The following is a 26418-nucleotide window of genomic DNA, read 5'->3' on the forward strand; positions in this document are numbered from 1 at the left end:
GATAAATGATTGACTCCAAAAAAGGTGCAGTTTCTTTACTGCTCCTTTTTTAAAGTTCAATCAAAAAATATTCCAAGCCTGAAAGCCTGTTTCCGGCCTCTCACCGGAAAAGCCATATGAATTTCCGTTCATTTTTTCTCTTTCAGGCTTTTTTAAGGCAGCTAAGGATAGCCTCAGCTTCATACTTTGTTTTTATTATCCTTGTCCTGCCTCGCTTGCCTTTGCCTGTAAAGTCAGCGTCCACATAGTTAAGAGCCTGAAGCCTGTTGACCATACCGTAAAAACGAGTGTATCCGAGCTGTGTCAGCTCATGGAAGGATTTGTAGAGTTCCCCTGCCTTAACATCATCTGCTCTTGCTATCAGTTCAAGCAGCTGTTTTTCAGAGTCCGAGAGGAGGCTTATGCCCCTGCACAGATGGAGCAGTTTAGAAGCCTCGTAGGCTTTTTCCACATCTTCAGATAAGATCATGCGGCTTCCCCTGCGCTCGGCGTTGAAACCCGAACGTTTTAGAAGATCGATTCCGACCCTCATATCACCTGTTTTTTCCACATACGAAACAACAAGTTCCAGCACTTCGTCAGAAATTACTTTTGGATAAAATCCGTACTTGACTCTGTCCTTAAGGATGTCCAGAATCTCTGTCTCCCCATACCTTGGAGAAGCTATTTCTTCAGGCAGAAAAACAGAGTTGACTCTTGAGTCCAAACAATAAAGGTCAGATGCATCATTTACGATCCCGATAACCCCTATCTTTGCTCCGGGGTACTGCTCGTGAGCCCTGAGCAGGGAATACATCACTTCATTGGCATGTCCCTCACAGCAGAGATAATTAAGGTCATCCAGCGCCACAATCAAAACTTTTTCCGAAGAAATCAGGAAATTTACAACATTTTCAAATAGTTTACGGAAAGCAATCCCGGAATTAGGAGGAGAGATCCCAAACAGCTGCCTGTAAATTCTGGAAATTACGGCAAAACGGGTGGAATCAATCTGGCAGTTAATCTTTACAGCCACAACGCCCGGAGCATGAGCCTCAACTTCCCTGAAAACCTTCATAACCGCACTGGTCTTTCCTGTTCCTGGAGGACCGACCAGCAAACAATTTAAAGGCCGCATGCCGCGCAGGGAAGGTCTGAGCGCAAACCTGAGCGCATTTAACTGTGAGTCTCTGTGGGGGAAATATTCCGGGAGATAATCCGGCTCAAGTACCGAAAGGTCCTTAAATAGGGTTTCGTCCCAGAGTAGTATATCGTTGCCTGTCAAGGAAACTTGCTCCTTTGTTTTGATGTATCCTTTATAATGTATCCTTTTTGCTGCCGGACTTTTATAACTGGATCTCTTGCAATTGCTGGATACTACTGGTTGAGTGAAAGGCTGTAAAAGTATGGGTGAATGGCTGGATCTCAATCGAATGCAGCATAAGTAAATACTCAGTGTAATTAGAGATTCAGTGTAATTAGAGATTCAGTGTAATTAGAGATTCAGTGTAATTAGAGATTCAGTGTAATTAGAGAGTATGAGTTCCAGAGTTTGAACAGAAGTTTTAAAAGATCATACTCCCGGTTTGATATAAATAAGTCAAATTTTTGGTAAATATATCCATTGCTCTGTTTAAATTTTTAATAAATACGTTTTATTACATTTTAGCTTTTTTGAATTGTTACTGATTAATGCCTACTTCTGAACCACTATTTTGCAGTTTGAGTAATCATCCAGAAAAGTAATCCAGTGATATAACAACCAATCCCCGGGTAAAGAAAAAACATATGATTTAACCTTGTTGACAGTATTTAAATTACTTTATAAAAAGGATAATCACTGGCTAAAGGGAAAATGAAGGAAGGAAAAAAAGAGGAAGGAATTTAGAGAATAACTAAAAATATCATAGATTCCTGAGTACAGTACATATTTGAAGATTGGCTACACATTTGAAGAATAAGCACATATATACTCAGTATTCACAGCGGGCGGGAAGAACTAATATGGAAATTGAGTCAAAATTTTTGGTCCCGGAAGAGACAGATTTTAAAGAGCTTGAAAATCTCTCCAGGCTTGCATCTTATACTATTTCTGAAGCTCAGATCCAGATAATTGAGGACACTTTTCTTGATACCGAAAACAAAGACATTATGGCTGCCGGGTATTACCTGAGAATAAGAAAAGCCGCAGGGGAAAAAGGGAAATGGGTGACAATCAAAAGCCTGGGAGGTTTTGAAAATGGAACCCACTGGAGAGAAGAATATGTCAGTTTCTTGCCTGAAAGACTTTCTGTGCTTGAATGTCCCAACCTCAGGATCAGAAACATGATTTTTGAGTTTACCTCAGGACTTGACCTTTATCCACTTATCACCCTCAAACAGAAAAGGCTAATTCACAAGTTAAATCTTAAAGAAAAGCATGTAGCTGACCTCTATCTGGACAGGGTAAACCTCAAAAGCGAAAGCCGGAAAAAACTCTACAATGAGTTTGAGGTGGAACTTAAAAACGAGGGGACTGTCAAAGACCTTGAGATCATCCGGGATTTCCTGCTAAGTCATTACAGCCTTGTAGAGAGCCCTTTTTCCAAGTTTGAGAGAGCCTATATTTTCAGGGAAAATCTCCCGGAAAAAACTTTCATGAACCTGAAAGAAAGAGCTGTCTGTGCACAGCTTGCGGGTCACAAAAACATATACGGGAAGCAAGCTAAGATTCTTCTTTTAATTGACAGGGGCTGTAGTCCTGCAGAACTCGGGCTTCTACTTAAAGTTCCGGAACCGGAGATCAAAGCTCTACTCTCGCGGTTTAAAAAAGAAAGGCTTTCAGTCTTTCCTTTTACAGTAAATAAAAGAAAAACTCCAGAAAAAAACCTGGCATTTCATTTCCAACCCGGAAGAGGAGTACCTCATAAAGGCTGGACTGAGATGGGCATCGAGGAATGGACCCCTGAAGCCCTTATGGAACTGTATGGAGTTAACAAAGTAAGGTCAGCAGGCATCAGAACAGGAATTCTCGCCCTTTTTGACGGGCTTTCTGCTTATCACGGGCTCGGAAAGAAGGAAAAAGAACTTCTCGGACTTGCAGCCCTCTTGCATGGTATCGGAAGTTCGGTATACAGAGGAGAAGAAGCCATAATGAGCAGAGAAATTCTTCTTACCCATCCGATTAAAGACCTGAAAAATAGCGAACTGCAAATGCTTGCCCTTATCATGGAACTTCAGGCCCCCGAAATAAGTGAAAAAAAGCTTTCTGCAGTCTTTGAAGAAAAGAATACAGGTCTTTCTCCGGCTTTTCAGAATAAAGCCCTCATTCTTACAGCTTTACTCCGGATTGCAAACCTTTCCGATACAGTAACTCAGATATTTCAACCCTACAGATTCAGGCAACTTGATGAAGCAGTTGAAATAGAACTTCTGGGACCTGATGCAGAAAAAATTGCAAAAAAGGCGGAAAAAAGAAGCGAACTCTGGGAATATCTCTTCAGCACCAAACTACGGTTTACGCAGGCGAGGGAACTTCCAGAATCAGAAGGCTCAGAAAGAGCCCTGAAAATAGCCCCGGGAAGAATCTCAGAAAAAACACAAAGAGAAAAAGGAGGAGAAGCTGAAGAAAAAAGAGGAGAAAAACCCCGGGGAAAAGTTGAGGGTAAAGCTGAAAAAAGAATTGAGAAGAAGAAAAGAAAAGAAACTCAGAAATTCACGGTCAGCTTGGAAGATTCCATGGCTTTTGTTGCTCACAGGATCTTTACATACCAGTTATCCCAGATGCTAATCCATGAAAAGGGAACCCGAAAAGGAGAAGACATCGAAGAGCTGCATGCCATGCGCGTTGCGATCCGCAGGATGAGGGCGGCAACAACAGTCTTTAATGAATACCTTGAATCCGAAAAATTGGAACCTCACCTTAAAGGACTCAAGAGAACACTTGGAGCTCTCGGAGGAGTCCGGGACCTGGACGTTTTCAGGGAAAAAGCAGAAACTTATTTGAAAACCCTGCCTTCAGGGCATGAACACGACCTTGACCCTCTTTTTATCACACTTACAGAGGAGAGAGAAAAAGCCAGGGAAAATATGCTTGATTACCTTGACAGTGAAAAATACAGCCGTTTTAAGAAAGACTTTTCAGAATTTCTGGAGTTCCCAGAAACCTGGGCTCTCCCCACAACTACGGAGAAACATGACGCTCTGCCTCACAGAATAAAAGATGTGCTCCCTTCGATCCTCTATGCCCGTTTAGCCGACATAAGTGCCTACTCCGAATGGGTGGAAGGACCCTATGTTTCTGTTGAAAGGTTGCACAGACTCAGGATTGCGGCCAAAGGGCTGCGTTATACTTTGGAGTTCTTTGAAAGCGTACTCGGGAAAGAAATCGGACTCTTAATAAAAGATTTCAAAGTTTTGCAGGACCACCTTGGAGACCTGCATGATGCAGTCGTTGCAACCGAAATGCTTGGCTCTTACCTGAGAACAGAGACCTGGGGATCTTTAGAAAGTGAAAAGGCATCGAGTAAAACACAAATTTCCAAAAGCCTCGGAGGGGTGGAAGCTTACCTTGCGTACAGGGAAGAAGAACTCTTAACTCTGCTCAATACCTTTCCGGATGCCTGGGAAAAAGTCCAAAACAAAGAGTTTGGAAGGAGAATTGAAAGTGCAGTCATAAGCCTGTATGAAAGCCTCTGATGGATTTTCAGTTTATTTTTAAAAACCAATTTAAGTTTTGAAGAATATTGTGTTTTTGAAGAAGTTTCATCCCCGTGGGACTTCCTCAACCTCAGCACTTCCCTCAAAAACTACAGGGACCCCTGCCGCCTGTTCGATAAGAACTTTGGACTGGAGGTTATACCCAAACATCTTTTTGAAATATTTTTTCTGTTTCTCTACCTCCCAGATTTCGAGCTGGCACTCCCACCGGGCATGCATCTCGAGCACAAGGCTGTCGGTGGAGGCAATATAAAAACGGACATGGGAAATAATTCCTGTATGGGAACGGTCAAGCCCTTCGGCAATACGGAGCAGGGCGCTGAGAAGCCTCACGCTTTTTACTGTTTCTTTGCTGAGCCCTTCAAGATTGGGATGCTTCTTTTTAGGGGTGTTTTTCCTGTGGAAATACGCAAGGTTTGAAATTATTTCGATTTCTTCAGGCTGGAAACCCGGGAGGTTGCTCTCTCTTATGAGGTGATAGGCATGTGCCTGATGGGTATCATATGAGAGAAATGTTCCTATATCGTGCAGGGTTGCGCCGTATTCGAGAAGCTCTCTCTCACTCTCTTGAAACTCATAGATCCCAAGAGCCTGGATACTGTCAAAGAGTTCAAGAGCAAGCCTGGTGACGATATGGGCATGTTCTTCATCAAAGTTGCAAGCAAGGCCAAGCTGCATGATGCTGCGTTTTCTTACCGACATCTGCGTGACCATGTAAGAGAACTCACTCTTTGAGATATAATCTACAAGCAACCCTTCCCTGAGCCCGCGCTTGCTGATCGTAATCTCTGAAAGTTCAAGCTCCTCCATAAGGGTCTCTATGATTGCAGCGCCTGCAAGAATGATATCTGCCCTCTGAGTGTTTATCCCCGGAAATTTACGCCTCTCTTCAAGCGACAAGGCGCACATTGCCCTGACAATTTTCTTCAAGTCTTCGTATTCAAGCTTCTCAAAACTTTCATGGGCTGTTTTATGCAGGTAAACAAAAGCGATTTTTGCAAGGTTTTCGATAGTTCCCGAGCTTCCAATAGCACTGTCCGCCCTGTACCGGGAAAGTTCTTTTGTTATATCCGCGGTCTTGCGCCGTATGTAGGCTTTGATCTGCTCATAACGCTCCTCGGAAACCGGACCTGTTTCATCCGGAAGGAACATGTTTGTCAGGCGGATTGACCCGAGGTTAAGGGAGTGAAGGAAGTAACACTGGCTCTGATCCCCTATCGACACTTCAGTGCTCCCACCCCCGATATCAATAAAAAGAGCTTTTGAATAACCAAGGCGGAGCCCACTTGAGACCCCCAGATAGATCAGGCGAGCTTCTTCGGACCCCGAAATAGTACAGACCTCAAGGTTTGCCTCTTTTTTAATCATTTCAAGAAACTGAACCCTATTGCTCGCATCCCGGGTTGCAGAGGTTGCCACAGCTATGATCTCTTCTGCCCTGTAAGCCCTTGCAAGCTCCATGAACTTTTTACAGACAACGGTTGCCCGCTCTATTGCTTCTGGCTGCAGGATTCTGTCTATAAACTCCTTTTCTCCAAGCCGCACCGTTTCCTTCTGCTTGGTCAAGGGCTGGTAAGACCCGTTGGGATTGATCCGGACCAAAAGAAGCCTGACTGAGTTAGTCCCTATATCAATAAACGCAACAACCCTGCCTTCGGAAATTTTCTCGGGTTCCATTCATGACCACCTGAAAGCCTTGCTTTTTTGTTTTTCTAGAAGGATAAAGAGAGCATTATAAACTTCAAAATGTCCGTTTACATTTTTATTCAATTTGAGATTTATTTTCGGATAGTATTTTCCTGAGTTCTATCTTCCTATATATGTGAAATTGTAAGTTCAAAAACCCTACCCATGTCAATTACCCCTTAGCTAAAGACTCAAGGGTTTCCTGCTGGGGGTTTATGAAACTCCAGAGAGTAGCATAAAAATTTCAGGTGGAAAAGGAAAACACAGCAACTAAGGAAAAGAGAAAACAAAAAGGAAAAATTAAAGTTTTCTTTCAACTTTTTTCCGTTTTAAGCTCCCAGCTGCCTCTGTTCTCAAGCATCCAGAGCTGAGAATCCATTTCTTCTTCATCGGGCTGCGGGTAGATCCTTTCAGTCCTGCCGTTAGGAAGGAGAAGACGAGCTTTTATGTTATCTTTCAGGTGGGTACCGAGGATGACGTCACGCAGAATAGGGATGTAATCCGAAGATACGGGAAAGAGGATTTCGACCCGGTTGTCTAGGTTGCGGGGCATAAGGTCGGCACTGCCCATAAAGATCTCTTCTTTTCCGCCGTTCCTGAAATAGTATGCTCTTGAGTGTTCAAGAAAACGCCCGACTATCGAAGTGACCCTGATATTTTCGCTCAAACCGTAAATGCCGGGCCTAAGGCAGCAGATACCCCTGACAATGAGATCTACCTTTACTCCAACCCTTGAAGCCCTGTAGAGTTCCCGGATGCACTGATAGTCCACAAGGGAATTCATCTTGAAGATAAGGTGTCCGTTCCCGAATTTCTCGTGCAGGTCAATCTCACGCCTGATGCGCTCAAGGATCTGGTGCCTCATGTTCTGGGGAGCCACCAGGAGCTTGATGTAATGGTCTTTCCTTGAATAGCCTGTAAGGGCATTGAAAAGGTCAGAGATGTCTTTGCCTATGAAGGGGTCACCTGTGAGGTAACCGAAGTCTGTATAAAGTTTTCCAGTGACAGCATTATAGTTTCCAGTGCTCATATGCACATAATACCTGATGCCTTCTTTTTCAGCCCTTACAATAAGGCACATCTTGGCATGGGTTTTACGCCCGGGAAAACCATAGGCTACGTGAACACCCTTGCGCTCGAGTTCCTTTGCCCAGCCAATGTTATTCTCTTCGTCAAAACGGGCTTTAAGTTCAACAAGGACTGCTACCTGCTTGTTCCGGTCCGCAGCTTTCATAAGAGCCTGGATAATCCTGGAGTTGTCATCTACCCTGTATAACGTCATTTTAATTGCCAGGACATCCGGGTCATCAGCGGCTTCTTCCACCAGATCAGTTACCGATTCGAAACTGTCGTAAGGGTGATAGAGCAGGATATCCTTCTTTTTCAGGGCTGAAAAAATGTTTTCCTTATCGGCCATAAGAGAATGTTTTCTCTGCTCAAAAGGCTCGTATTTAAGCTCAGGGCGATTGATTTGTACAAGCTTCATGAGGCTTGAAAGGCCCAGAGGCGCCGCTGCCCTGAACATCAAAGGAGGTGTTAACTCCAGATTCTTAAGGAGAATATAAGAAACCCTTTCAGGCATAGTATAGTCGGTTTCAAGCCGGACAGCAGGCCCGAAGTAGTTTCTCCCCACCCTCTGCTTAACAGCCGTCAGAAGGTCCTTGTCCCCGTCTTCATCAAAGCCGAGGTCAGCATCGCGCGTGATCCTGAAAGGATAAGCTCCGAGAATACGCTGCCCGGGGAACAGCAGATCGAGGTTTGCAGCAATCAGCTGTTCGATCCACACAAAACGCCCTGATTTCAGATCTTCAAAACTGGAAATTATTTTTTCCTGGCCCTCTCCGGGAACAACAATCAGCCTTGTGAACATAGGAGGGATCTTGACCCTGGCAAAACGTTCCCCGTAGTCCGGGTCATCGATAAGTACGGCAAGATTAAGACTGAGATTTGAAATATGGGGGAAAGGATGCCCAGAGTCAAAACCAAGGGGAGTCAGTAGTGGGAAAATATTTCTTTCGAAATAGTCCCTGAGTTTTTCTCTGTCTTCTCCGGAAAGTTCAAAGTAGTTCAGGACTTTAATTCCCTTTTCCCTTAGAGCCGGTTCGAGCACTTCATTCCAGCAACTGTCGTTTACAGGAAGCTGTCTTAGAAGTTCTCCCCGGATGACCTTCAGCTGTTCCTGGGCCAGTTCATCTACACGGTCTCCCTTTGCCCCTTCTGTAATACGTTTCTGAACCCCGGAGACCCTGACCATGAAAAACTCATCAAGGTTGCTCCCGAAGATGGAAAGAAATTTAACTCTTTCAAGCAGAGGATTACGTTCATCCAGGGCTTCTTCGAGTACACGGTCATTGAACTGAAGCCAGCTGTATTCCCTGTCCGCATAAAGGCATGGGTCGCTCAGATCAGACATGCCTGATACTTCAACCCGGATCCCCTCAACACTATCCGTAACCAATCTATCAAAATCTGCACACTGAATTGGGAAGTTCCGTTCCATTCCTATCACGCGTGGCCTGGAGTTTGTGTTTCTTCAGATCCATCCTCAAAAATATAAGAAGATTGGAATATAAGATTTTTGTCTGTTCCATTATTTGACATTATTACCAGATGTTTTTTCAGTGTAATTAGCAGGGTTAGAAAGAAAATAACCTCGAATCCACTCGACAGCCAAAATAACCAGTTTTCGGAAAAATATTCCCTGAACTGCATATCAACCCATTCAGTAACCAGTTAACCGGCTGAGTTTTCTATTTCCTGTCCGGGGGTAAGGCGCATCTTCTTAAATAGTGATCGGAGATGCATTGACACTAAGACATATATAGACTTTTGGATTAGCAAGAATATAAGAACTGTCCAAAATCTTAGCCAACTCACTACTATTTATCAATATATAGTACTAAAGATTTATAATATTATCTCTTAGAAAACTGAAAAAACAAACAAAAAAAGAATATAGCGAATCTACAAAAACAAAAATAACAGGATATTATCCGGGTAAAACCGCCAAGAATAACCAGAAAATGGCATACGAATTCGAGAGTGAGATATTTTAAAAAAATGTTTAAAAGACAATAGATATTACCCGAAGAGTAAACTTTTGGTTAAGATTTTATCCTGTAAAGTTACCCTCTAAATAACTTAATCCTCAATTTAAAGGCCAAATAATTCGTAACCTGACACTCAAATTTGAACCTTAATACCCACTTTTTCTTTAATTTTTAAATTTATCCTTTAAATGGGCATAAAATTCCTGCTCTTTTCCCGTGGTTTTTCTCAGTAACCTTTCCACAATCAGTTCCGGGGTGCTTCTTGCTACACGATTGTATATCGGGTTTCGGTTTACTATCAGTTCCAGGCTGGAATCCAGACCCTTGGCTTCGATTCCGTCCACTCTGATATCTGTCCCTGTATTTTCAAGGATCAGTTCCGAAAGATGTGAAACAAAAACTCCAAGACTCTCTTCACTCCGGGAAAGGTATTCAAGAATTCCTGCTATAATCCGGGCTGAAGCTCCGGGTTCGGTAATCGATTCCAGCTCATCGGCGAGCACAAGTTTCCCGGAAGCTTCGGAAAGCACGGAAAATTGCTTGAGGGTTGTTTCAAAGGCTCCTGCATCAAGAGTTCCTTTTGATTTTCCAAAATAATAGAATTCTTCTACAGGGCCCAGCTCAAGTTCTTTTGCAGGGACAGGAAAGCCCATGTGCCCCAGGACCACACACTGGGCAAGCAGTTCAAGTAAAGAGGTTTTGCCCCCTGAGTTCACCCCGCTCAAAAGTACAACCCTGTTTTCCAAACCTTTCGGGGAAAAACTCGTTTTCCCGACGGAATAACTGACAGGGTCAATTTCTCCGTACCTGGCTTTCAAGAAAAGGTTTTCTCCCTCTTCAAAGCCAATTCCAGCTTCAGAAACTGTCTCAGGCATTTTTAGCCTGAATTGAGCAGCAAAGCAGGCTATAGAAAAACCCAGGTCAAAATCAAGGACCTCCCTGACAAGCCTTTCTACAGGCTTGCGGAAGGTTGAAAGGACTTTTGCAAGCTCTCTTTTGCGGGAGAGCCTGGCCTTTTCAAGGGACATATTGAGTTTTTGTCTGAGAAGCTGCAGTTGAGCCTGTTCTGCCCTGAGGGGATAGGCGATTTCATCGGAAAAGAGGACGTCAAGCATCAGTTTTTCCTGTTTCTGGAAATTGAGCTTTTCTGCAAGTTCCTCTTTTACGGCTTCGATCTCGCCTTTGTAAACCCTGTGGAGTTCCTTTGCGAGCAGGTCTTTAATTTCCATTCCTCCGCTCACAAGCTTGATGAGTTCCTGCCCGGTCAGGGTAAGGGAGCTTGCTTCGAGTGTTCGATTCATGTGCTGGTTTGCTTCATTTAAGGCAGAGGTCAGCACGGGATCAAGAATTTGCAGGGCAGCCTCAAGCCTGTCAAGTTCGGGGTCAAAACCCTCAGCCAGCTTCCCATTCTCTCCTACTTTCAGAAGAGCTGTTTTAAGGATTTCAAGGTATTCTTCTGAGAGTTCCTCAAAGAAATCAAAGCCTGAAGCCCGCAGAATTGATGTGATATTCAGGCAGGCAAGGATGCAGTCCAGATTCCTTACAAAAAAAGCCAGCTCTACTTCAGGCAGGATCTGCCAGAATTCCGCTTTTGAAGGGTCCTGGAAAAACTCGGGCTCAAGCCCTTCAGGCAGGTCAAAACTAAGATAGGTATCATCAAAAACAATCACACTCGGGTAGCCTCTCGCGAGATCTATGAACTCAGAAAAATTCTCCACAGCCTGAACAGGCAAAAATGCCTGGAACCTTTCCTTTGCTGCGTTCAGAGTTTTCCGGTCCCCAGAGAGGACGATCCTGTCTCTTACCCTCAGATTTCCCGGGATTGGCCTGAGCTTTTTCACGCTGGAAAGGAGATTCAGGAACGCCGTATCCGCAGATAAGACATCTGCCAGCTCCAGGTAATCTTCTACAAAAGCTCTTCTCTCCTGAATAAGGTCCATGCGAGACGCAGGAAACGGGTAAAAAAGATCCAGCTTGTCCCTTGCATGCGGCGTGTGAGCAAACGTTTTTATCAACTCAAGAAGGCGGGAGTAGAGGTCAAGGGCTTCTTTTGTCTTCAGAAAATCGGAAATTGCACATCCTGCAGCCCGGGCCCTGGCATCCCTGGCAAGGGAAAGAGCAAATGTACGGCTGACCCCGTTAACCTCGGAAAGCGAAGTTATATCCCCTTCAAGAATTACCTGGAGAGCTGCATCCTCGCTTCCGAAGTGCTCGACAAGCCTGCAGGCTACTCGCTCGCCTATTCCATTAAGTTCCCGTAAGCCTGAGAGTTGCTGAGAAGATGCCATATTCAAAACACTTTTGGAGAATCAATCGGAACGGGGCCCATACCAACGTTTTTCAGTTCAAGAAGAGTTCAAGTTCTTTTTCAATATCAGGACGCATGGAAACTGTGTATCCGTGCGTTTCTTCAGTAGTATTATACATTGCCTTTGGTTCTTTTGCAAGGTCAAAGGTCCTGAGTGCCATTTCATGAGGGATTACAGTATCATTAAAAGAATGAATCAGCACAAGCCTTGAAGGGGGCAGGGCACTGAGGTAAGTGTCCGGGTCAATTGAACGGTAAAACCGATAAGCTTCGGGATCGGTCACGCTGGCAGGATCAATCTCTTCGGTACCGTACCCCGACGTGCTGATCCCTATAACTCCTTTAAGGGAAGGCTCAAGGGCACAGGCAATAATTGCAAACCTGCCGCCGTTACTTTCCCCAAGGACTGCAAGCCTTTCAGGATCGATTTCAGGCTGGATGGAGAGCACGTCTGTGGCTTTTAGGGTGTCATAAACCATAAGATATTCAACAGGTTCAAGCCCTGCCCTGAAAAGCTCAAGGTCCCTGTTAACGTTTACTCCACCCTTGTTGCGCTGGTCAAGGGTAAGGGTTGCATACCCCATTTTAGAGAGTTCTCCAGCTAGCCTCTGTTCACCTTCTTTGTTAACTCCTGCTCCCGGAAGTAGAACTATGCCAGGGGAAGAAGAAGCATTTACAGGAATTCTCAGGAGAGCCTGGATATTTTCACCGCTGCTCTCAAAAGAGACCAGTTTCAGAATATCCGGGTCTTCAGGAGAGTACTGGTCTTCAATTTCCTGAACCATAAAAATGGGCTCTTCTCTCGGAGAAAAAGATAATGTGCCTGCTTCCGAAACCTCCCACGGAAGAGTTTTCTCTATGGAATTGGAGGGATTGTACAGGACTCCGAAAATACCCACCACTATCAGGAGAAAGCCCAGAATAAAAACTGTGGGTTTTGGGGTTCTGGCGCCTGAAGAAGATTTCTTCGTTTTTTTGAATTCTTTTTTTCCAGAACTATGCCTGCTCAAGGGAACCCTGCCAGAAAAATATAGTTACGGCCAGTAGCCGTTTACAGCACTTAAGAATAGTACTACTATACCCGCAAGGGCGCCGACAATCAGCACTGTTTTAGGCTGGATGTGAACCGCATTTTTGTCAGCTTCGTAGTAGCGCATGAGCCCTGCTGAGGACTGAAGTCCGGTACCTGATTTTTTAGCCATGAATAAAACACCTTACGAATGCATATGATATTGATTAAAAGTTTCTTCCTTGATTGGAAGTTGCATTTAGTTAGAAATTTAGTTTAAATATTTGTATTATCATGAGACTGGAAAATATAACTTAACCATATTAAACTGTAGATCTACTGTTAGTTTTAAACTCCTCATTTAGACAGTTGCCAGAAAATTTACAGTTTTCATATAATTTACAGTACTCATATATAAATCCTGCAGAGCTATTCCGGAACATTCCTGCGGCAGAAAGGAAACCTGAGATTTAAAGACTCCAAAAAATCAGAAACAGAGAGACAGAAGATCTCAGACAAGAACCTCGTCCAGCAGGAAAGGCGGGTAAAATGCACCTCTTTCAGTGATTATCGCAGTCACATTTTCCATGGGAGTTGCATCAAAAGCAGGATTATAAACTTCAACATCTTTCGGAGCAAGCTGTTCACAGCCTGAAAACCGCAGTTCATCAGGATTTCGCATTTCAACCTTTACACTTCCTTCCCAGCCTTTGAAGTCGAAAGTCGAGATCGGGGCTGCCACATAAAAAGGAATTTCATGTTCTTTTGCAAGGATAGAGTGCGTATAGGTACCTATCTTGTTAAAAACAACATCCTGGGTAATTCGGTCGGCTCCTACGAGCACGCTGTTTACGAGTCCCTGGTGCATTGCCCAGCCAGCCATCGAATCTGCAATAAGGGTTACAGGAATTTTGTCCTGCATGAGTTCCCAGGTAGTGATCCTGCTCCCCTGGTTCAAAGGTCTTGTCTCGCAGGCAATAACTTTGATATTTTTACCTGCTACAATAGCCGAACGTACAACCCCAAGAGCTGTACCCCAGTCAACACAGGCGAGCCTTCCTGCGTTGCAGTGTGTGAGTACGGTATCTCCATCTTTCAGGAATTTTGCCCCATATTTACCTATCAACTTATTAGTTTCGATATCCTCTTCTGCAATATCCCTGGCTTCCTGAAGGGTAATATCCCTGACTCCCTGAACATCGAAGGCATCGGAAACTGCTTTTAAGACCCTGTTAACACCCCAGCCCAGGTTTACGGCTGTAGGGCGAGTAGATTTAAGCACTTTTGCCGCAACCTCGAGGTCTCTGGTTATGGCTTCGATATCTTTTGCCCCGCTAAGGGAAGCTGCCAGGGCAATTCCAAAGCCTCCTGCAGCACCGAGCGCAGGTGCACCCCTGATCCTGAGAGATTTTATAGCCTCACAGAGCGAACTCAGGGTTTTGCATTCTATTACTCTGTACTCCTGCGGGAGTAAGGTCTGGTCTACCAGCACCACAGAATTGGACTCTTCGTTCCAGTCAATTGTCCTCATTAAATCACTTTCCGATGTGAACATCAGGTTCTGCCGGAAAATATTCCGACTTCCCTTTCAAGCCACCCATCCGATAAAAACCTATTTGACCCTTCCTTTTACAGAGGGAATGTTTTGGTTTCCGGTCACAATCAGGCAAGCTGAAAACCTGAATAAAGGGTTCAAATTAAGAAAAAAGGGATTCAAATTAAAAAAGCTCTGTTTCGGATTAAAAATAGAATATAAGTGAGCTGTTCAGAAGCCGGACATCAGATTAATAATTTTGTTCCATTATAAGCCAGCAAATTTTGGAGTATGTTCTAAAGGCATATAAAAAAATATAAAAAAATATATAAATAGATATAAGAAATTACATAAATAAATATAATATTTCCTTCCCAAAGGGCAAAGTTAGATATAATAGATTTATAAAGTAACAGTACAAATAAGAGAAGATTTAAAATCCATAGCTGAGATACAGGAAGATTTGTAATTTCAGGAATTTATACTTGCATAACTTCAGGGACCTTGAATCCGTAAATCCTTGGATCCGTAAATTTAGAGAGTTTTGAGAATCTATTGTTTCATGCAAATTGTGGTTTATGAGAGTCAGGGTATCATCGGAGAGTAAGCGCTTATGACAAAAATAAAAATAGCAATTGCAGGAATCGGGAACTGTGCAAGCTCTTTGATACAGGGCGTCGAGTACTATAAAACCGAAGATAAAGATCCCATCGGACTGATGCACAGGAACATTGGAGGGTACAGGCCCGGCGATATCAAAGTTGTTGCTGCCTTCGACATTGATGCCAGGAAGGTAGGAAAAGACGTATCCAATGCCATTTTTGCTCCCCCTAACTGCACAGCGGTTTTTTGTCCTGATATCCCCCCCACAGACGTGAAGGTTAAGATGGGGAGAGTTCTTGATGGGGTCTCTGACCACATGAAGAATTATGGGGAAAATTACACTTTTGTTGTCAGTAGGGAACCTGAAGCCACAAAAGCAGACATTGTAAAAGAATTAAAGGACTCCGGCGCCGAAATGCTTCTTAATTACCTTCCTGTAGGTTCTGAAGAAGCTGTCCGTTTCTATGCCGAATGTGCTCTTGAAGCCGGAGTGGCTTTTATCAACAACATGCCTGTTTTCATTGCCAGCAATCCTGAGTGGGCAAAGCGGTTTGAAGAAAAGAATATTCCTGTTATAGGCGACGATATCAAAGCCCAGCTTGGAGCAACGATTACCCACAGGATCCTTACAGACCTATTTGAAAAACGCGGTGTAAAGCTCGAAAGGACATATCAGCTGAATACTGGCGGAAACACCGATTTCCTCAATATGCTCAACAGGGACAGGCTTGTTTCCAAACGTGAATCCAAGACCGAAGCCGTCCAGTCCGTGCTCTCGCACAGGCTTGCGGATGAAAATATTCACATCGGACCGAGCGACTATGTTGCCTGGCAGAAAGACAACAAGGTCTGTTTCCTTCGAATGGAAGGAAAACTCTTCGGGGATGTGCCCATGAACCTTGAACTGAGGCTCTCAGTAGAAGATTCCCCTAACTCTGCAGGTGTGGTAATTGATGCAATTCGCTGCTGCAAGCTGGCTCTTGACCGCAGGATAGGAGGTGTGCTCTACTCCCCGGCTTCCTACTTCATGAAACATCCGGCTATCCAGTACCCGGATGATGAAGCTTACAGAAGAACCGAAGAGTTCATAGCCGGCACCAGAGAACGTTAAAGCAAGACGGAGAAAAACTTCCTAAGGAGAAAAAATCCCCGAAGGAGATGAAATTCTTATTGAAGGTCGTTTTGATGCCAGAAAATCCCGGAAACATCCGGGAATTTTACGTTTTTACCGATTTAACGAAGCCCCTCTGCTGTAATCGTAAACTCCGCACTTGAACCTTCAGGACGGGAACGGTGTTTGTAGAGAATAGCGCGTCTTGTCCCTGTGCCTGTTTTTTCCAGCTGGATGATTGTCTTTGAGATATGCTCCAGGGAACTGCCTCCCAATGGGCACACCCCTCCTGCAATAATATTTGAATATACCTGATTTGTTATAACTGCGGTAAACCCGTGTTTACGGGCAAGTGCATGCAAGAATCCTATCTGGTTAGCAAGTTCTCTGCGGCTTTTTATGCCAGTTTCCTCATCTTCTAGTTCAAACCGGTAGTAGGAAGTTGCAGAATCCAGAATCACAAGCCCGATATTCTCACCTGCTATCCTTTCCACCTCTCTTACGGCTGCATACTGCTCTTCAAAACTCAGGGGTTCGTAGATAATTATACTCCTGGCAATTTCCTTTGCATTTTCCCCTGCAATCTGCTTGAAACGAACAGGAGAAAGCCCTTCCGTATCTATGAAAATTACTTTCTGCCCCTGCTTTACACATTCCACTGCAAGCTGGATGCAGACGTTTGTTTTTCCGGTCCCTGCGGCTCCAAAGATCTGGGTTACGATCCCTCTCTCGAAACCGCCTCCCAGGAGATCGTCAAGGGGTTTACAACCGGAAGATAAAAGTTTCTCTATGGCGTGACACCTCTCTTTGAACTTGATAGTGGTATGAAAGACCAATGATATAATGCTTTTTTCATATTTTTTTGTGTTTTTTTGAAAATAAAGGCTTAGAAACCGAAAAAGTAAGAAGAAGCAGAAACGGAGGACAAGTTCTCAGACATTTCCCTGAAACCGAGAGGAATTCTTTACTAAATATATTATAATGTTTTCAAGGAATAAAGCCATATAGATGGTATCCATACCTATATCCATTAAAGTGTCTTCCACACCAGATAAAGCCTTCTGTACTTGAAAATATTCCCACAAACCAGGCATTTTTTAAAAAACAGAAGCCCTTAAGTTTGTTATCAGATCTGGTAACAAACTAAGATCTTTGTATACAAAGTAAGTGGGTGATTGTATCCAAAGATGAGTTGAAAAACCATTATAAGCAAGCTAAGGCATTTAGAATAATTACCTGGAAATAAAGATAACATTCACTCAATAGAGTGAAAAAATGATATCTAAAGGGGCACTCTGTGGGAACTTCATGCCCTGTTCCGATATTGCTGACTGGTCTGGGAGAGTTATTATACAATAAATTGGGTTGGCTAAGGAATAGTACCCATGCGGGGTTTTGTTTTGTTGCTTTGATGCGCTCTGCGCCGGCACACTCAACCCCTGCACAATAGAAATAAAATAAATAAGTAGATAACGAAACATGTAAAAGGCATGTAAGAAACATGTAAAAAAAGAGACTGTACCACAAATCAGAGGGGCGCAAATCATGGCAAAAATAATCGTCTATACAACTGAACGTTGTCCAAAGTGTAACAAATTAAAAAAATTTCTTGAAGCAAATTCAGTACCCTTCGAAGTAGCAGATATGTCTACCCCCGAAGCTCTGACAGAACTGCGTTTTAACGGAGTCTTCACAGTGACAGCGCCTGTATTACAGATTAATAGTGAGTTCCTCACGTATACCGAAATCTTCCACGGGGAAGAAGTAAATCCGGAAAAACTCCGGGGAATTCTGTGACAGAAACCGTCTAAAGCTTTAAAAACAACTTAAATAACTTACATATCTCCCTTTAAAACAACAACTGAAGATGAGAAAATGACAGGCGATATTCTCTTGACCGATAATGAATTATCTGATAATCAGCCAGTGCAAAAAACACTTGACGGGCTCTCCACTTCTTCCCTCCCCAAAAATGACCAGTTATCTGACAATCAGCCCGTGCAAAAAACACTTGATGGGCTGTCCGTCTCTCCCCTCCCCAAAGTCAGGACAACCGAAGGTTTCATTCTTAACTGGGACAGAAACATCATTGTAAGTCAGCTTCTGAAAGAAACAAAATTAAGCGAGATCTTCTACAACAAGCCTGCAATCACAAAAGAAGAAGCCGTTGATATTGCAAAAGAAGCGGAAAAAATCATCCGAAAGATGAATATTAAGTTTCTTTCAGGACCTCTTATCCGGGAAATAGTCAACAATATACTTCTTGACAGAGGGCACGTAGAATGGAGAAATATCATGACAAGAGTCGGGGCTTCGGTCTACGATGCCTACGAAATCGACTCCGGATACGGCTTTGGGGCAAACGATAATGCAAACCAGCTGAACAATGCCGAAACCTCACATAAAAGAAAAGCCGACAAAATGTCCAAAGAGCAAAATCTCCTTCTGATGCCAAAAGAGCTTGCAGACCTGCACCTGAACGGGGACTTCCATATCCACGACCTCGAATACATGGGCACAAGGCCTTTTTGCCAGGACTGGGACCTCCGCTACTTTTTTTATTACGGGCTCATGCCTGACGGCGTAGGAACCCAATCAAGTGTTGCAAAACCTGCAAAGAATGCCGAAGTAGCTTTCCTTCATGCTGTAAAAGCAATGGGTTCAGCTCAGACCAATTTCGCAGGTGGGCAGGGTTTTTACAATTTCCTGACCTTTATGGCCCCCTATCTGGAAGGCAAGTCCGAAGTTGAGATCAGACAGCTTATGCAGATGTTCGTCTATGAAATGATGCAGATGATGTGTGCAAGAGGCGGACAAACTGTCTTTTCATCCGTGCAGCTTTCCCCTGGTGTTCCAAAGCTCTGGAGAAACATTCCGATTGTTGCCATGGGCAAGGTCTGGGACGGCAAGCAGGCTCCCCTCAGAACCTACGGAGAATTCGAAAAAGAAGTCCGCCTCGGGTTCAAAGCCCTCATGGATGTCATGCTTGAAGGAGATGCCTGGGGTAAACCTTTCAGCTTCCCAAAGCCAGAAATCTCTATCGAACCGGACTTCATGGAAGAAGACGAGAGTTTTAACGGAGCTCACCCCGAGCTTCCGACTTATAAAGAGCTGTACAGGATGACCTTTGAACTGGCTGCCAAATTCGGGACTCCCTACTTTGACAACCAGCTTCCCGAGTACAGGGGCGCAGGAGAAGGAATTTCATGTTACCAGTGCTGCGCCTACCAGTTCTCTTCAAACCCCACCGACGATAAAGACTTCGGGGACAAGCTGCATTTCAAAGATGGAAGGCATTTCTCCATGGGCTCATGGATGGTCCTGTCCTTAAACTGCCCCAGAGCAGCATACCGGGCTGAATATGATGATGAAAAACTTTTCACCGAACTCAAGACCCTGATGAACAGGGGTGTGGAAGTTTTTAAGATCAAACAAAAATGGATGAACAGCCTGATCAAGAAAAACAGGATTCCTTTTGCATCCCAGTGTCCCAAAGACCCGATCACCGGAGAAAAAGGGGCAATAGCTGTGGACTTCGACAGCCTTGTGTATACTATTGGAGTGATAGGAATTAATGAGATGGTCCAGTATCACACAGGCTACCAGATCCACGAGTCTCCTATTGCGTATAAGCTTGCCATCCGGGCTATGTTCGAAATGAAAATGCATGCCCAGAAGCTCTCAAAAGAAAACGGAATGGAAATTGCCCTTGCAAGAACTCCTGCAGAAACTACAGCCCAGCGTTTTGCAGTCTCAGACCTCCTGCACAGGGAATATGCAGACAAAGCCGAACTCACAATTAAAGGGGACCTGGAAACCGCAAAGAAAGAGTTTAATCTGACCCACGACCTGCCGATTTACTATACTAACGGGACTCATATCCCACCTGGTGCAGACGTGTCTTTACCTGAAAGGATAAAGTATGAGCACACTTTCTTCCCGATCGTAGATGGCGGAAATATCATGCATATCTGGCTTGGAGAAGGAAAACCGGACCCTGACGGCCTGCAAGAACTTGCCATGCATATAGCAAAAAATACACAGACTGGATACTTTGCCTTCACAAGAGACATGACCGTATGCACTGATGGGGGATATGTAGCCGCCGGCCTGCTCGACAAATGCCCAAAATGCGGATCTGAAAATGTGCAGCACCTCTCAAGGATTACTGGCTATCTCCAGTCCGTGGAAGGCTGGAACAGGGGCAAGCGTCAGGAACTCAAGGACAGGAAACGCTACAGCACAAGGGAACTCAAATGAATTCCCTTAAATTTTTTTACACAAACTAAAAATGGTAACTGTTATGAAAGTAAATTATGCAGGCACTGTCCCAATCTCAACCCTTGACTGGACAGGAAAAGCAGTGGTCACCATCTTTTTTAGGGGATGCCCTCTTCGATGCCCTTACTGCCAGAACCACCCGTACCTTGAAGGACCGGGGCTTGTGGAACTTGACTTTGTGGAAGAGCAGATTAAAACATCGAAACCTTTTGTAAGTGCGGTTGTTTTTTCGGGCGGGGAACCCCTTATGCAGGAGGCTGTTATTCCCCTTGCAGAGTTTGCAAAAAATCTCGGGCTTGCAGTAGGAGTCCACACAAACGGATGTTACCCCGAGAGAGCAGCCGAACTGGTTGAGAGAAAACTGGTTGATAAGTTCTTTATCGATGTAAAAGCCCCTCTTGACGATCCCGAACTTTATGGAAAGGTTGCCGGATGGGAGGCGTGCAAAGAGGCAAGCAGTACAGTAAAAAAGACACCAGAAGATATCACCACAGCCATTGCAAAAACGATCGAGGTTGCCGATACCAGCGGCCTGGAACTGGAACTCCGGACAACAGCATTCAGAGGTTTTATCGGAAACGAAAAAGAAATCTCCCTGATAGCATCCTGGATTTCGGAACATATCGAAAACAGAGAGATTATCTATGTGCTGCAGCAGGGAATTCCGGAACACAGCCTGCAGGAGGAACTCAAGGAAATAAGAGTTCTGGAAAGGGAAGAACTTTTGGAACTTGGAAAAATAGCAAAAGGTTTCCTGGGAAAAGTGAGGATCAGGACAAAAGAAGAAGGAGAAGAAATAGTCTAATATTATCTAGTCTAATATTATCTGGTGCCTGATATTTACTGATATTTAGTACAATATCTACGGCATTTTACTGGCATTTTACTGGCATTTTACTGGCATTTTACTGGCATTTTACTGGCATTTTATTGGCATTTTACTGGCATTTTATTGGCATTTTACGGACACTTTTTTCATTTTTTGCCTGTATTCCGAAACAGATTTTGATCTATTAACCCCTTCATCTTTCCATTAATTTTTATTTTACCAGCTTTTTACAGAAAAAATATGTTTTAGGTTCAAATGAATTTGAAGTTTACAAAAGTCTTATACATGCCAAAGCATAAAAGACACTTATCAAACCTTTGTTAAAACCCTTAAATGGAATTCAATAATCCTGTACCCAAAAATACAGGTATCCCGGAAAATTTCCCATCGTTTCTCCGTGATATTCCCTGTTGTACTCCGGACAATATATCGAAAACTCCTGTATGTACGCCACCAAACTTTTGTGTAACCTCCGGGGTTACAAAAATTACATAAAGGAGAGAGACTCAGTGCATTTTAACCCGAAGAAGGATACGTATCTATAAAAAAGAAAGCAAGCAAGAAGGATAGCTAGCAAAAAGGAAAGCAAGTTATCACTTCCAGAAAAAGACCATGAAAGAAATAAAAGTATCTTCAATCGGAGAGCGCGCTTTAATCTCCCGCTTATCTGAGATTTTCAATGCCCCTGAAGGAAAAGAGAAAGGACAGGAAGGAATCCTTATAGGTGCCGGTTCCGATGACTGTGCCGTCCTTGACCTGAAAGGTGAAGACTGTCTGGTTATTACGACTGATATGCTGCACAGGACCACGGACTTTCCGGCAGAGATGGCCCCCTGGCAGATGGGCTGGATGTCCGCAGCCGTAAACCTGAGCGATATCGCAGCCATGGGTGCAGAACCAGCAGGGATCCTTATGGCAATAGGCATGCCTGCAGACACTGAAATTGCTTTTGTAGAGGAACTTGCAAAAGGCATACAGGCGTGCGCTGAGTTCTGCGGGACTACTGTTGCCGGAGGCGACCTCGATACACACGCAGAACTGACAATTACAGGTACGGCTCTGGGAAGAGTCAAAAAAAGCCAGCTTCTCCTGCGAAAAGGAGCAAAGCCCGGAGACTTTGTTTGTGTTACAGGATATACAGGGTCAGCCGGAGCCGCCCTTAAAGCGATTCAGTCAAAAAAACCAGTCAGTGAAACCGTCATGAAGGCTCTTTTTGAACCCGTCCCCCGCATCAGAGAAGCCCGGAAACTGGCTGAGTCGGGTGCCATTACATCCATGATGGATACAAGCGACGGACTTGCTATGTCTCTTTACGACCTTGCCAGGCAGAGTAAAGTAGGTTTCAGGGTATGGAAAGATTCCCTTCCTATCCTCCCGGAAGTCAGAGAGTTTGCCTCAGGTCCCGAGGAACTGCTGGAACTTGCCCTTTACACAGGTGGAGACTTCGAACTTATCTTCACAGTCGACCCTGGACGGCTGAAAAAAGTACAAAATATATGTAACTTGACTATCATAGGGGAATGCACAAAGTACGAAGCGGATATTGTACTCGAATCCCCGGAATGCAGGCTGACAGCTATAGAGCAGCGGGGATACCTGCAGCTAAAAGCCGAAACGGCTGATTAGCTTTCCTGAATAAGCTGATGTTAACCCCCCATAAATAAAAACCTGGAGTGAGATTTAAAAAAATTAAAAAATACTGGCTGATAAAGCTCACATGATCACAAAAATAGAGTAAACTTCAGGCTAAATTAACTAAATTCGTAACTATAAAATTCATAACTATACAAATTATGCACAAGGTTCAGAAGGATAGAATATGAAAAAAGCTAGTCTACAAATATTTACAGCAATTCTGGTGCTGGGACTATTATGCGGGACTGTGACTGCAGCTCCAGGTATAATAGAAGGAGTAGATCCCACGCCCTCAAATTCGACTACTGTTACAGGGATGGTGGGCGCACTTCAAACTTTCACCATTCCTTTAAACGAGACCGCTGAGGTTATATGGACCGAAAATGGCGTAAACACAACAATACCAACTGGTGACGGCAATATTTCAACTCTCAGCCATACCATCCAGTCAGGTTCGTACCAGGTGACAGCTTCCATAGACGGTGTTGGGCAACTATCAGCCTGGAATGTGGAAGGTACTGCAGGAGTTCCAGTAATCACTTTATCTGATCCTTCATCGTCAAGTGTCAGCAATAACGTAGGAGAATCAAGGACATTCACCGCGACTGTGAGCCCGACATCGGATATGACATGGTCTCTTGACGGCGTTACTCTTTATACAAACTCGTCTGTAGATTCATCTTCATATACGAACAGTTCCGCAACAGAGGGCACACATACAGTCACAGTAAACGCAGTGGATGGAAACGGAACCGCAGCAGAATCAAAATCCTGGACATGGATAGTATCCCCATCATCAGGCGACGGTGAAGTAGATGTAGATATTAACCCCACCGATGACACTATTGAGATGTCTGAAGGAAAATCCCAGACTTTCTATGTCAATTCTACAAACAGCCAGAATATCAACGTAGATTGGCGTGTCAATGACGTGTCGAAAAAAACCGAAACAGGGGTAACTTCCTCTTCATACGAATTTGAACCAGATACTTCCGGCACCTACACTCTTGAGGCGGTTGTCAGTGACCCCAGCGGCACTTATGATTCATTGACACAAGAGTGGAATGTGACAGTCCAGTCCAAGTACTATTCAAGCGGGAACAGGATCTGGGATGAAGACCTTGGGATGGCTACTACATACACATGGACTGCCCAGAGTTACTCAGGCTTCTATTATGACCTTGATACCGGCGTGTCTTCTGAAGAGATGACCATCAAGGACATCGGCAGAAACATAAATGACGGAGATATCGAGTACAGCACAAAACCTACTGAAACTGACTTTGAATACGGGAGCTGGGGCTCGTACCAGGTCATAGGGTTCATGGCAGAGAAATACTTCGCAGGCTACAGTGATAACACCTCAGTTGACGGAGTAGACGATGTCAGCCTGATATCCGACGGTATACTTGCCAAAATCCTGACAGACAACGATGATAAAGAGTCCGCATATTCAGGAGACGCCCTTGTACTTGAAGATGGTTATTCCCTGAACATCGTGGAAGTCGATGTTAACGGAGACACCGTCTGGATCCAGCTTGAAAAGGACGGAGATGTGGTGGATGATGATTTCATCACCTCTGGACAGGACTACGTTTATGAAACCGAACTCGGAGAAGCAGAAGCGTACCTATAATCATTGCCCATTTCGGCACGGTTTTTGCAGGCGCTGAGACCTCGGCTGTCTTCATAGAGGGCCTCTTCCAGATATCAGACAACTATATAGAACTTTCAAATGGAGACTCCTACGGGGAAATGGAAGTAACATCCCTCAGCAGCAGTGAAATAAAAATGAAGAATGAGGACGATATAAGCCTTGATAAAGGTGATACAATCGACCTTATGGGTAAAATACAGATTCAGGTGGCTGATGACAACACACTGCGCTTTGCTCCGGTCCTTGATACCACAGAAGAAGGAACTTACGAACTGCGCGGAACAGTCTACGATGAAGATGTCGACGGGGACTCTCTTCCAACCTGGACACCCTACAACTTTGAAGGTTTCTATTACAACATAGATGAGGGAATAGGGACCGAACAGCTGAAAATCGAGGAATTAAATGACCGGGAAATTCCCGACGGAAAACTGGTCTACACATCCGAACCCCAACCTGTTGAGTTTGAACATGACGAGTGGGGCAATTTCACAGTTGTCGGGTTCATGGCAGAAAAATACTTTGCAGGATATCCCGAGGGTAACGACAACAGCGATATTGAAGATGTGAGCGTTCTTTCGGATAATGTCCTTGCCAAAGTCCTTACAGACAGCGATGACAAAGAGTCCATGTACTCGGGTTCTGCCCTTGTGCTTGAGGAAGGCTATTCTCTTAACATCCTGGAAGTCGATGTTAATGGAGAAACCGTCTGGATCCAGCTTGAAAAAGACGGAGATGTGGTGGACGATGATTTCATTACCTCTGGGCAGGACTACATATATAAAACTGAATTAGGGGAAGCAGAAGACGTACCTATAATTATTGTCCATTTCGGCACGGTTTTTGCAGGTGCTGAGACCTCTGCTGTCTTCACAGAGGGAATCTTCCAGATCTCAGATGATTACATTGAAATTAATAGTGGAGATACCTTCGACGAGATGGAGATATCCAGCATCTCAGAAAGCGGCATCACAATGAAGAACGATGATGACATCGGGCTTGGTGATGACGACACCATTGATATTATGGGTGACATCAAGTTCAAGACAGCTGATGATAACACACTCAGGTTCTACCCCTTCGTTGAAGTCGACAGTGAAGGTGGAGCCAGCAAGACACTCAAGATAAATTTGCCTGATGAGATAATTGTAGGCGACACTTTTGAGATCGAGGTTACTGCAGGTAACGAATCGATAGAAGACGTCACCGTAAATTTCAATGAAGTCAGCGCAGGCAAAACCGATGAAGATGGGATTGTTGAGTACACTGCCGAAGAGGAAGGAACCTTCAAGATAACCGCAGAGAAGGATGGGTACACCACTGCAAACACGAACGCAAAAGTTATTCCTCCGAAAGAGAAGATGAGCCTCAATATCTCTCCTGAAACAGTGTATGTAGGAGATACAATTACCATCGGGGCCTTAAAAACAATCGGAGGAGACCCTATTGAAGGTGCAAACGTCTCAATCGATGGTAAAGTTATTGGAGAAACCGACTCCAACGGAACGCTTACGTACACAGCAGAGGAGATCGGCAAAATAAAAATAAGTGCTACCCAAGAGGGCTTCCTTGACAAGAGCGTTGAAGTCAATGTGAAGGACTATGAAGCTATCTTCGAGTTCTCCAACCTGGTAATTGACCCAATAGAGGTCAGAGCCGAAAAGGAAGCAACAATCACTATTGATGCCGAAAACACGGGTAATGCTGCAGGAGAATACGATGTTGAACTGGTTGTGAACGGAAGTTCAGTTGATTCACAGAAGATTTCCCTTGACGTGGGAGAAAGCATGACAGTAACCTTTGTACACAGTGAAGAGGTACCAGGAACCTATACTGTCGAAGTCGGAGGACAGGAAGCCACCTATACGGTAAAAGAAAAGTCTTCTATGATGCTTTATGCCCTGATAACTATTATCCTGTTATTGGGCGGCGGGATTGCTTACATGTTTACCAAAGGCGGCTGGAATGCGGCAACCATGCAGGCAAAAATAGATGAACTTATCAGGTCGGTAAACCTGAAAAAGTAAAAGTAAAAGCA

Annotated in this window: 16 protein-coding genes; 8 read left to right on the top strand and 8 right to left on the bottom strand. The window is 44.2% G+C overall.

Going from position 1 to position 26418, the window contains the following annotated elements:
• Positions 1–142: 142 nt before the first annotated feature.
• Positions 143–1264, bottom strand: a complete 1122-nt coding sequence (locus tag MSWH1_RS16910; protein WP_048130062.1) for an ORC1-type DNA replication protein — start codon at positions 1262–1264, stop codon at positions 143–145.
• A 719-nt stretch (positions 1265–1983) separates the two neighbouring features.
• Between MSWH1_RS16910 and MSWH1_RS16915 the strand changes: the two genes are divergently transcribed.
• The gene (locus tag MSWH1_RS16915) at positions 1984–4656 is read left to right on the top strand and encodes a CHAD domain-containing protein (protein WP_048130063.1); all 2673 of its coding nucleotides are present in this window, start codon (positions 1984–1986) and stop codon (positions 4654–4656) included.
• A 66-nt stretch (positions 4657–4722) separates the two neighbouring features.
• Here MSWH1_RS16915 and ppx read toward each other — a convergent pair whose 3' ends face one another.
• From ppx to MSWH1_RS16950, 6 genes are all read right to left on the bottom strand, one after another.
• A complete protein-coding gene (gene ppx, locus MSWH1_RS16920) occupies positions 4723–6354 on the bottom strand; it encodes an exopolyphosphatase (protein WP_048130064.1) in 1632 nt (543 codons plus the stop codon).
• A 322-nt stretch (positions 6355–6676) separates the two neighbouring features.
• Positions 6677–8863 (bottom strand): polyphosphate kinase 1, encoded by a 2187-nt coding sequence (gene ppk1 / locus MSWH1_RS16925; protein ID WP_082088269.1) that lies wholly within the window; start codon positions 8861–8863, stop codon positions 6677–6679.
• Positions 8864–9577: 714 nt separating this feature from the next.
• A complete protein-coding gene (locus MSWH1_RS16935) occupies positions 9578–11701 on the bottom strand; it encodes an endonuclease MutS2 (RefSeq protein WP_048130066.1) in 2124 nt (707 codons plus the stop codon).
• A gap of 52 nt (positions 11702–11753) precedes the next feature.
• Positions 11754–12731 carry a S9 family peptidase gene (locus MSWH1_RS16940; protein WP_197074607.1) on the bottom strand — a complete coding sequence of 326 codons (978 nt, stop codon included), beginning with the start codon at positions 12729–12731 and terminating at the stop codon, positions 11754–11756.
• Positions 12732–12755: 24 nt separating this feature from the next.
• Positions 12756–12923, bottom strand: coding sequence for a preprotein translocase subunit Sec61beta (locus tag MSWH1_RS16945; RefSeq protein WP_048130067.1), 168 nt, complete (start codon positions 12921–12923; stop codon positions 12756–12758).
• A gap of 318 nt (positions 12924–13241) precedes the next feature.
• Positions 13242–14261, bottom strand: coding sequence for an S-methyl-5-thioribose-1-phosphate isomerase (locus MSWH1_RS16950; protein WP_048130068.1), 1020 nt, complete (start codon positions 14259–14261; stop codon positions 13242–13244).
• Positions 14262–14877: 616 nt separating this feature from the next.
• On the opposite strand from MSWH1_RS16950, the gene MSWH1_RS16955 reads away from it, so the two are divergent.
• The gene (locus tag MSWH1_RS16955) at positions 14878–15978 is read left to right on the top strand and encodes an inositol-3-phosphate synthase (protein ID WP_048130069.1); all 1101 of its coding nucleotides are present in this window, start codon (positions 14878–14880) and stop codon (positions 15976–15978) included.
• A 122-nt stretch (positions 15979–16100) separates the two neighbouring features.
• Here the strand turns inward: MSWH1_RS16955 and radB are convergent, their stop codons facing one another.
• On the bottom strand, positions 16101–16814 hold the full coding sequence (gene radB, locus MSWH1_RS16960; RefSeq protein WP_048130070.1) for a DNA repair and recombination protein RadB: 714 nt from the start codon (positions 16812–16814) through the stop codon (positions 16101–16103).
• A 709-nt stretch (positions 16815–17523) separates the two neighbouring features.
• Between radB and MSWH1_RS16965 the strand changes: the two genes are divergently transcribed.
• The 6 genes from MSWH1_RS16965 to MSWH1_RS20425 all read left to right on the top strand — a co-directional run bounded on the left by MSWH1_RS16965 (position 17524) and on the right by MSWH1_RS20425 (position 26407).
• Entirely contained in the window at positions 17524–17775 is a 252-nt protein-coding gene (locus MSWH1_RS16965) for a glutaredoxin family protein (protein WP_048130071.1), read from the top strand.
• A gap of 78 nt (positions 17776–17853) precedes the next feature.
• The gene (gene nrdD, locus MSWH1_RS16970; protein WP_048130072.1) at positions 17854–20238 is read left to right on the top strand and encodes an anaerobic ribonucleoside-triphosphate reductase; all 2385 of its coding nucleotides are present in this window, start codon (positions 17854–17856) and stop codon (positions 20236–20238) included.
• 43 nt (positions 20239–20281) lie between these two features.
• On the top strand, positions 20282–21064 hold the full coding sequence (locus MSWH1_RS16975) for an anaerobic ribonucleoside-triphosphate reductase activating protein (RefSeq protein ID WP_231585517.1): 783 nt from the start codon (positions 20282–20284) through the stop codon (positions 21062–21064).
• 636 nt (positions 21065–21700) lie between these two features.
• Entirely contained in the window at positions 21701–22714 is a 1014-nt protein-coding gene (gene thiL, locus MSWH1_RS16980; RefSeq protein WP_048130074.1) for a thiamine-phosphate kinase, read from the top strand.
• A gap of 193 nt (positions 22715–22907) precedes the next feature.
• A complete protein-coding gene (locus tag MSWH1_RS20420; RefSeq protein WP_231591842.1) occupies positions 22908–24359 on the top strand; it encodes an S-layer protein domain-containing protein in 1452 nt (483 codons plus the stop codon).
• 2 nt (positions 24360–24361) lie between these two features.
• Positions 24362–26407, top strand: a complete 2046-nt coding sequence (locus MSWH1_RS20425) for an S-layer protein domain-containing protein (RefSeq protein ID WP_231591976.1) — start codon at positions 24362–24364, stop codon at positions 26405–26407.
• Positions 26408–26418: the final 11 nt, after the last annotated feature.

This window comes from Methanosarcina sp. WH1 (genome assembly GCF_000970005.1).
Lineage (GTDB): Archaea > Halobacteriota > Methanosarcinia > Methanosarcinales > Methanosarcinaceae > Methanosarcina.